This window comes from Paenimyroides viscosum, assembly GCF_003858535.1.
Classification (GTDB): Bacteria; Bacteroidota; Bacteroidia; order Flavobacteriales; family Flavobacteriaceae; genus Flavobacterium; species Flavobacterium viscosum.
In genome coordinates, this window is sequence record NZ_RQTJ01000013.1 from 67967 (window position 1) to 76371 (window position 8405).

The 8405-nt window shown below is 34.1% G+C and carries 7 protein-coding genes; 4 read left to right on the forward strand and 3 right to left on the reverse strand.

Features of this window, described 5'->3' with window-relative positions; all coding sequences use genetic code 11:
- Nucleotides 1–7: 7 nt before the first annotated feature.
- From EG242_RS07870 to EG242_RS07880, 3 genes are all read left to right on the forward strand, one after another.
- On the forward strand, nucleotides 8–3214 hold the full coding sequence (locus tag EG242_RS07870; RefSeq protein WP_124899343.1) for an efflux RND transporter permease subunit: 3207 nt from the start codon (nucleotides 8–10) through the stop codon (nucleotides 3212–3214).
- Between the two features lie 118 nt (nucleotides 3215–3332).
- Complete coding sequence (locus EG242_RS07875) at nucleotides 3333–3539, forward strand: CsbD family protein (RefSeq protein WP_124899344.1); 207 nt, start codon at nucleotides 3333–3335, stop codon at nucleotides 3537–3539.
- 102 nt (nucleotides 3540–3641) lie between these two features.
- Nucleotides 3642–4334, forward strand: coding sequence for an AIM24 family protein (locus EG242_RS07880; protein WP_124899345.1), 693 nt, complete (start codon nucleotides 3642–3644; stop codon nucleotides 4332–4334).
- A 49-nt stretch (nucleotides 4335–4383) separates the two neighbouring features.
- On the opposite strand, the gene pruA is transcribed toward EG242_RS07880, so the two are convergent.
- The 3 genes from pruA to EG242_RS07895 are packed head-to-tail and all read right to left on the reverse strand — an operon-like array spanning nucleotide 4384 to nucleotide 7679.
- Nucleotides 4384–6009 (reverse strand): L-glutamate gamma-semialdehyde dehydrogenase, encoded by a 1626-nt coding sequence (gene pruA, locus EG242_RS07885; protein ID WP_124899346.1) that lies wholly within the window; start codon nucleotides 6007–6009, stop codon nucleotides 4384–4386.
- Between the two features lie 13 nt (nucleotides 6010–6022).
- Nucleotides 6023–6409, reverse strand: coding sequence for a Co2+/Mg2+ efflux protein ApaG (apaG, locus tag EG242_RS07890; protein WP_124899347.1), 387 nt, complete (start codon nucleotides 6407–6409; stop codon nucleotides 6023–6025).
- A gap of 34 nt (nucleotides 6410–6443) precedes the next feature.
- Nucleotides 6444–7679 (reverse strand): type IX secretion system plug protein, encoded by a 1236-nt coding sequence (locus EG242_RS07895; protein WP_124899348.1) that lies wholly within the window; start codon nucleotides 7677–7679, stop codon nucleotides 6444–6446.
- A gap of 134 nt (nucleotides 7680–7813) precedes the next feature.
- Here EG242_RS07895 and EG242_RS07900 point away from each other — a divergent pair, with 134 nt between their 5' ends.
- Nucleotides 7814–8329 carry a hypothetical protein gene (locus tag EG242_RS07900; RefSeq protein WP_124899349.1) on the forward strand — a complete coding sequence of 172 codons (516 nt, stop codon included), beginning with the start codon at nucleotides 7814–7816 and terminating at the stop codon, nucleotides 8327–8329.
- Nucleotides 8330–8405 lie beyond the last annotated feature (76 nt).

Consider the following 8405-nt stretch of genomic DNA (forward strand, 5'->3'; position numbering starts at 1 on the left):
GCTTTAAATGAAAATATCTGAAATATCAATAAAAAGACCAAGTATCATCATTGTAGTATTCTTATTACTTATTTTTGGTGGTATCGCGTCGTACTTTAGTTTAGGATATGAATTAGTTCCTAAATTCGATGTAAACGTAATTACTGTACAAACAGTTTATCCGGGTGCTGCACCGAATGAGGTAGAAACATCCGTCTCTAAAATTATAGAAGATGCAGTTTCATCGCTAGAAAACGTTAAGAAAATTGAAACGAAATCGTTCGAAAGTGTTTCGGTTGTAATGATTACGCTAAACACTGGTGCCGATGTTAACTTCTTGCTTACCGATGCCCAGCGAAAAATTAACGCCGTTATAAACGATTTACCCGAAGATGCCGAAACGCCTTCTTTAAGTAAATTCTCTTTAGACGATGTTGCTATTATGAACCTTTCGGTTACTTCTAGTTTATCAGAAAAAGAGCTGTATGATTTATTAGATCAAAAAATACAACCCGTTTTTGCACGTATTACCGGTGTTGCTAAAGTAGATTTAATTGGTGGTGAAACACGCGAAATTCAAGTTAGCGTAAACCCTGAAAAATTACAAGGTTACGGTTTAACTATCAGTCAAATTCAGCAAATTATCGCTGCATCTAACTTAGATTTCCCTACAGGTAACGTTAAAACACGTGGTAGCCAAACTACCATTCGTTTATCAGGTAAATTCACATCGTTAGATCAAATGCGTAACTTACCAATTACAACACCTTCTGGCGTTGCAATTCGTTTAAGTGATGTTGCCGATGTGCAAGATGGTATTAAAGATATTGAGAAAATTTCTCGTATCAACCAAAAAAATACCATCTTAATGCAGGTTTTCAAACAATCTGATGCAAATGCCGTAGCAGTTTCAGAATTAGTAAGACAAACAATTGCTGTTAAAGATAAAGACGGAAATGTTGTTAGCGGTATCGTAAAAGATTATGCCGATAAAAATATAGATATTGAAGTAGCAAGTGACTCTACAGAATACACCATTAATTCTGCTAACAACGTAATGCACGATTTAATGATTGCTGTTGCATTAGTAGGTTTCATTATGTTATTCTTTTTACATAGTTTGCGTGATGCAGGTATTGCGGTTATTGCAATTCCGTTATCGCTAGTCGCTACCTTTATTGGCTTATACTTAATGGGTTACACCCTTAACTTAATGTCATTACTAGGACTTTCGTTAGTTGTTGGTATTCTGGTGGATGATGCCATTGTGGTAATTGAAAATATTCACCGACACATGGAAATGGGTAAAAACAAAGTACGCGCTGCTTATGATGGTGCTGCAGAAATTGGTTTTACCGTTGTTGCTATTACCTTGGTAATTGTGGTAGTATTCTTACCTATTGCAATGTCTTCTGGTTTAGTATCAGACATCTTACGTCAGTTCTGTGTTACTGTGGTAATTGCCACATTATTATCATTAGTTGTATCGTTTACAGTGGTGCCATGGTTGTATTCACGTTTTGGTAAATTATCACATATTTCTAAACATTCATTCTTTGGTAAGATATTATACGGATTTGAAGCAGGTTTATCTGCATTAACAGATTTCATTACTAAAATTTTAGAATGGTCTTTAAAAAACCGCCGAAACAAATTAACCTCGCTTGGTTTAACAGTTGTTCTTTTCTTTGCATCAATTATGCTATTAGTAAAAGGATACATTGGTACCGATTTCTTCCCAGGAAATGATAAAGGAGAATTTTATTTACAATTAGAAATGAACAAGGATGCTTCTATAGAGCAAACCAACTTCATGACACAAAAAGCAGAATCATATTTAGCCGCTCGTCCAGAAATTGAACGTGTTATTACAACCGTTGGTCAAGCATCTGATGGTATGATGACCACATCTGGTACAAAATACAAATCAGAAATGCAGATTTATTTAGCCGATGGTTACAATAAAAAAGAGCCAACTAAGGTTTACGCAGCTAAATTAAAACGTGAAATGGAAAAAGTTTTAGTTGGTGCTAAAGTAAAAACAGTTGCTATTGGACTTATGGGTGCAGAACAAGCTCCACTTATGTTAACCGTTATTGCTTCATCTACAGAAGATGCTTTAGAATACGCAAACAAAGCTGCCGATTTATTACGTAATATCCCAGGTTCATCAGAAGTTAAATTAACTTCAGAAGATGGTAACCCAGAAATCAACGTAAAGCTAGATCGTGATAAAATGAACGCCTTAGGTTTAAATGTAGCAACCGTAGGTATGACCATGCAAACTGCTTTTTCTGGAAACACAGACACTAAATACCGTGGTGGCGATACAGAATATGATATCAATATTCGTTATGACGAAAGTGGTCGTGGTAGTATAGATGATGTTAAAAATATTAAATTCATAAACCAACAAGGGCAATCTATTTCGTTAGAACAATTTGCCGACGTAAGTTTTGGATCAGGACCTACCTTGTTAGAACGTCGCGATAAATCACCGTCTGTATCTGTACAATCACAGGTTGTTGGTAAACCAGCCGGTACACTTGCAACAGAATGGCAAGCCGAGTTTGAAAAATTAAAACTTAAACCTGGTGTATCGTTCAAATGGGGAGGTAACATGGAAAACCAACAAGAAGGTTTTGGTACTTTAGGTTTTGCTTTATTAGCAGCAATTGTATTAATGTACTTTGTAATGGTTGCGTTGTATGATAGTTTTGTAACACCATTTATTGTATTATTCTCAATCCCATTATCGTTCATTGGGGCGTTATTAGCATTAGCATTAACAGATCAAACATTAAACATCTTTACCATTTTAGGTATTATCATGTTAATTGGTTTGGTTGCAAAAAATGCCATTATGTTAGTAGATTTTGCCAACCATAAAAAAGACGCAGGTTATAATACTTATGATGCTTTAGTGGCAGCGAATCACGCACGTTTCCGTCCAATTTTAATGACCACTATTGCCATGGTATTTGGTATGGTACCTATTGCAATGGCACAAGGTGATGGTGCCGATATGAACCGTGGATTGGCAATTGTAATTATTGGTGGTTTATTATCATCGTTATTTTTAACGTTGGTTATTGTACCCGTTGTTTATTCTATTTTCGATGGAATTGGTCGTAGATTCAGAAAAGGCAAAAAAGCCGATTATGCAGAATTAATGGTAGCTGATTATGAAGAAAACCAGAATTTTGTTGACGAATTCGCTGAAAAACAAAACTAATTTTTTCTATATATTTTAAGAAACGACCTTCGGGTCGTTTTTTATTTACAATATTTTTAACAGCTTCCTTACATTATATTTCATAACTTTAGTATTATTAATTTTAAATCATATTGCTATGAACAGATTAGAATTAGAAGGAAAATGGAACAAAATCAAAGGATCCGTTAAACAAAAATACGGAGAATGGTTTGATGATGACAAAGCTTTTGCCGAAGGTAAATTTGATGAATACATTGGTAAAATTCAAGAAAAAACCGGCAGAACAAAAGAAGATATTGAACAAGAAATTAGAGATTGGAAAGACGAAGACAACCATCTTTAAAAGTTCAGTAAATAGTTAAGTATAAAAGAGATAACAAATTGTTATCTCTTTTTGTTTTTAAAATCATTTTTTTGTTACTTTTAATAAACAATAAAAAAAACAATGGGCGAATACACACTTGCTGCTTTTGTTGAAAAAACACGACAAAACGAAAGAGAACATGACTATTTTGAGTTAGAAAAACCTCAAATGTTAGAGATTAATCTAAACAACCAATTTGTTTGGACAAAAAACGGAAGTATGGTTGGATACGTTGGAAACATTAAGTTTGAACGTGAAGGTATGCTTTCGGGTGGCTTAGGAAACTTGTTAAAGAAAACACTTACAGGCGAAGGTGCAAAATTAATGAAAGCCAGCGGAACCGGTCGTTTATATGTTGCCGATTCTGGTAAAAAGGTACAAGTTTTAAAGCTGGAAGGCGAATCGATTTGTGTAAATGGGAACGATATTTTAGCACACGACCAAAGTATTAAAAACGAAATTACGATGCTTAAAAGCATTGCCGGAATGATGTCTGGCGGATTGTTTCAAGTACGTTTAACAGGAAACGGGCACGTAGCAATTTCTACACATGGCGATCCGTTAACGTTATTGGTAAAACCGGGCGAACCCGTATTTACAGATCCTAATGCTACCGTAGCTTGGTCGGGCAATTTAAAGCCTGAACTAAAAACCAATGTTTCGTTTAAAAGTTTATTAGGACGCGGCAGTGGTGAAGAATTCCAAATGATGTTTCAAGGCGAAGGCTGGGTTTTAATTCAACCTTACGAAGAAGTATATTTCCAACAGAAATAATTATAAAAACAAAAAAACCAGCTTCTCAGCTGGTTTTTCTATAAAAATATTATCCTAAAAACGGATATCTGTAATCTGTATCTGGTACAAATGTTTCTTTAATTGTACGTGGAGAAACCCAACGCAACAAGTTAATCATAGAACCTGCTTTATCGTTAGTTCCCGATCCTCTAGCGCCACCAAATGGTTGTTGCCCTACTACCGCTCCTGTTGGTTTATCGTTAATATAGAAGTTACCCGCTGCATTTTCTAAAGCTTTTGTAGCTGTTTCAATTGCATAACGGCATCCAGAAAAAATTGCGCCTGTTAACGCGTATTCCGATGTACTGTCGACCAATTTTAAGCTGTCCTCCCATTTATCGTCTTCATAAACATAAACAGTTAAAACCGGACCAAACAATTCGCGCTCCATTGTATCGTACATTGGGTTTGTTGTTACAATAACAGTTGGTTCAATAAACCAGCCTTTAGATTTATCGTACCCACCACCAACAACAATTTCTGCTTCGCTTGATGCTTTTGCATCATCGATTGCTTTCGCTAATTTATCAAAAGAAGATTCTGAAATCACTGCCGACATAAAGTTGCTCATATCTTCTGTAGATCCCATTTTAAAAGACTTTACATCTTCAATCACAAAATTCTTAACATCATTCCATAACGATGCCGGAATATAAGCACGTGAAGCTGCAGAACATTTTTGTCCTTGATATTCAAAAGCACCACGCGATAAAGCCGTAGCTACTTCTTTTGCATTTGATGTAGGATGTGCCCAAACGAAATCTTTTCCGCCGGTTTCACCTACAATTCGTGGATATGTTTTGTATTTGCTGATGTTGTTTCCTATTGTTTTCCAGAAATCGTTAAAAACACCTGTTGATCCTGTAAAGTGGATTCCTGCAAAATCAGCCGATTCTAAAATAGTATTCGTAATCATAGAAGAATCGCCATAAATTACGTTGATAACTCCGTCTGGTAAACCTGCTTTCTTGAAAATTTCAACAATAACATTAGCAGAATAAATTTGTGTTGCAGCTGGTTTCCAAACCACAACATTCCCCATCATTGCTACACAAGAAGGTAAATTACCTGCAATAGCCGTAAAGTTAAATGGTGTAATAGCGTAAACAAAACCTTCTAAGGGGCGCTGTTCTACTCTATTCCAAATTCCTTTTGATGAAATTGGCTGTTGTTTGTAAATTTCGGTCATGTATTGCACGTTGAAACGTAAGAAATCTATAAACTCACAAGCAGCATCAATTTCTGCCTGGTGAACTGTTTTTCCTTGTGCAATCATTGTTGCTGCATTTAATTTTGCGCGGTAAGGACCTGCAACTAATTCAGCAGCTTTTAAAAAGATCGCTGCACGGTGTTCCCATGCCATTTGCGACCATTTAATGCGTGCTTCTAAAGCAGCATCAATTGCATCTTGAATAAGATCTTTTGTTGCAGTATGGTATGTACCTAAATGGTGTTGGTGATCAAACGGAGGAAAAAGATTTTTTGTAGATCCTGTTCTTACTTCTTTTCCACCAATGTATAATGGAACATCAACCGTTGATTGATACATTTCTTTAAATGCTTGTTGCACTTGTTCACGCTCTGGTGTTCCCGGAGCATACGTTTTAACCGGCTCATTTACAGCCACTGGAACGTTAAAAAACCCTGTTGACATTTGATTTATTATTTTAGTTATATATATACGGAACACTCATATTAAACAAGGGTATCCTTACATGAAATATTTGCGATGTACTAAAGTTAACAAAGGTAAAGTAGCCTTGCATACTGCCTATCACGCCTTGAATGTATGATCCTGACGTGTACTGAAAAGTTTCGTTTGGATTTACAATAGGCTTTTGACCGATTACGCCGTCTCCTTCCACTACTTCATCATTATTAAACGAATCTTTTATAAGCCAATATCTACGTAAAAGCTGCACTACATCGTTACCTTGGTTTTCTATACTAATTTCATAGTTAAAAAAGTTCACAAGATTATTTAAATGCAAACTTTGTTTAACATACTGCACTTTTACAATAATTTTTATTCCCCTTGTGATTTTTGAAACCATTTTTTAGAATTTATCCAAAATTACAAATAAATTTTTAATTGGTAATAAGTTTACTATCGGCTTTACCCATACCAATAATTCTCTCGTACCGATCGCTTTCTGTTTTGTAATATATTAATGCGTTGTACTGATTCTCAGTTTCAAAAAAGTTCCCATCAGGATTTAATTCATCTAAAATTACTCCGTTTTCATTAGCAATTACATATTTATAATTGGTAAAACCTTGTTTTAAAAGCAATGCGGTTGTGTATGCTTGGGAAGCTTCGTCAAACTTTAATTCGTAATCTGATATTAATTGATAGTTGTTAAACATCCCTACAATATATAGTTTTTGCGAAGCGGGCAGTTTATCTAAATGATAATTAAAATAAACCCAAGCATAATCTGCTTCGGTATTATGGTTTTGGCGCAGCGCATTTCTACTTTTAAATCCGCCGTTTATATCTTGATAAAACGTATAGAATTTGCTTTCTTTTAAAGGGTATTTTGCATGCAGCATAACTTCAAACAAATCGTTTCTAGTTATTTTTGCAACATTGTGGTTTACCAATTTTATATCACTGTTATCTAAAAAAAGATATTCGTTACCTGCCCAAAAGTTAGTTTCTTCATCATACTGATATTTAAATTGATTACCTATAACATATTGCGGTTCTAAATTAGTTAGGGCATTATGCCATTGACCATTTTGTAAAATAAGAACATTTACGTTTTTTTTAGGATTCTGAGCCGTAAAATTATTAAAATCAATAGTCATGTACACATTTTGCTTTACAGGTGCAAATTGTAGGTTACGTGTTTTCTTTATTTCTAAGGCAACAGAAACCAAATCTTCGTACAATATAAAGCGGCGCTCTATAACTTTTTCATTGGCTTCATCATAAATTTCTAACTTATAGTTACCTGAAATCATAAATTTGGTATCGCGGTTAGGCAAAGTAAGTTTGTAATGCACAAAAGCTTGTAAGGTGTTAAACGAAGTTTCAAACGTACTTATCCGCAAATTCTGCATTCCTTTTAGATATTCTGTTACTTTTAAATTCGATGGTTTCCAATCACGCGTGCAATGAACAATTTTATAATAGTAGTTGCTTTCACTCCCCATTAAATCATCAAACGAAAATTGAAACGGTTCATTTAATCTAAAAATGGGAATTAGCGATTCATTTCCTTGATTAAAAGAAACCGATTTAATATAGTAAGGATCCTTAGCAGCACTCACATTAATGATTGATGTTAAGAACACTATAAAGAATAATATTTTTTTCATAAAACAATTCCATTAAATGTAAAGATACTAATCATTTACAAAAGTTATAATTTAAATTTTTTTTTTCTATTTTTCACCAAGTGATACTAAAAAGTTATAATTTTGTTGCTAAATTTTAAAAATAAATATTTATTATGAAAAAAATCGTTTTATCATTAGCAGTTATTGGTGGATTAGTTTTCACATCTTGTAAAAAAGATGCTGCACAAGAAAATTTAGACAACACATTAGATTCTATCACTAACCAAGTAGAAGATACATTAAATGTTGTAAAAGAAGAAGTTGCTGATACAGTAGAGTCTTTAGATGCTAAAATTAAAGAAGCTGAAGCTGAATTGAAAAACGCTGTAACTGTAGAAGAAAAACAAGCTGCAACTAAAAAATTAAATGAAGCAAAAGCTGCATTAGCTACTTTAAAAGGCGAAGCAATTTCTACTGCAGAAGAAGTAAAACAAGAAGCTACAAACGCTGTAAACAAAGCTGGAACTGCTGCAAAAAATACCGTTAAAAATGCTGAAAAGAAAGTAGAGAAAGCGAAAGAAGAAGTTAATAAAGAAGTTATTTCTTCTAAAGAAGATCTTAAGGAGATCAGCAAAAAAACGATTCAGGATGTTAAAAGTGGAAAGAAAAGTATAGAAAAAGTTAACTAATTTTTTCACCTATAAAAAATGAAGCCGTCTCAATATTAAAATTTGAGGCGGTTTTTTTATTAGAATTAATTTCCAA

Coding starts and splice junctions, on each gene's coding strand:
- apaG (WP_124899347.1), bottom strand. CDS start 6,409: ATGGTTTCAAAAATCACAAGGGGAATAAAAATTATTGTAAAAGTGCAG.
- EG242_RS07870 (WP_124899343.1), top strand. CDS start 8: ATGAAAATATCTGAAATATCAATAAAAAGACCAAGTATCATCATTGTA.
- EG242_RS07900 (WP_124899349.1), top strand. CDS start 7,814: ATGAAAAAAATCGTTTTATCATTAGCAGTTATTGGTGGATTAGTTTTC.
- EG242_RS07880 (WP_124899345.1), top strand. CDS start 3,642: ATGGGCGAATACACACTTGCTGCTTTTGTTGAAAAAACACGACAAAAC.
- pruA (WP_124899346.1), bottom strand. CDS start 6,009: ATGTCAACAGGGTTTTTTAACGTTCCAGTGGCTGTAAATGAGCCGGTT.
- EG242_RS07895 (WP_124899348.1), bottom strand. CDS start 7,679: ATGAAAAAAATATTATTCTTTATAGTGTTCTTAACATCAATCATTAAT.
- EG242_RS07875 (WP_124899344.1), top strand. CDS start 3,333: ATGAACAGATTAGAATTAGAAGGAAAATGGAACAAAATCAAAGGATCC.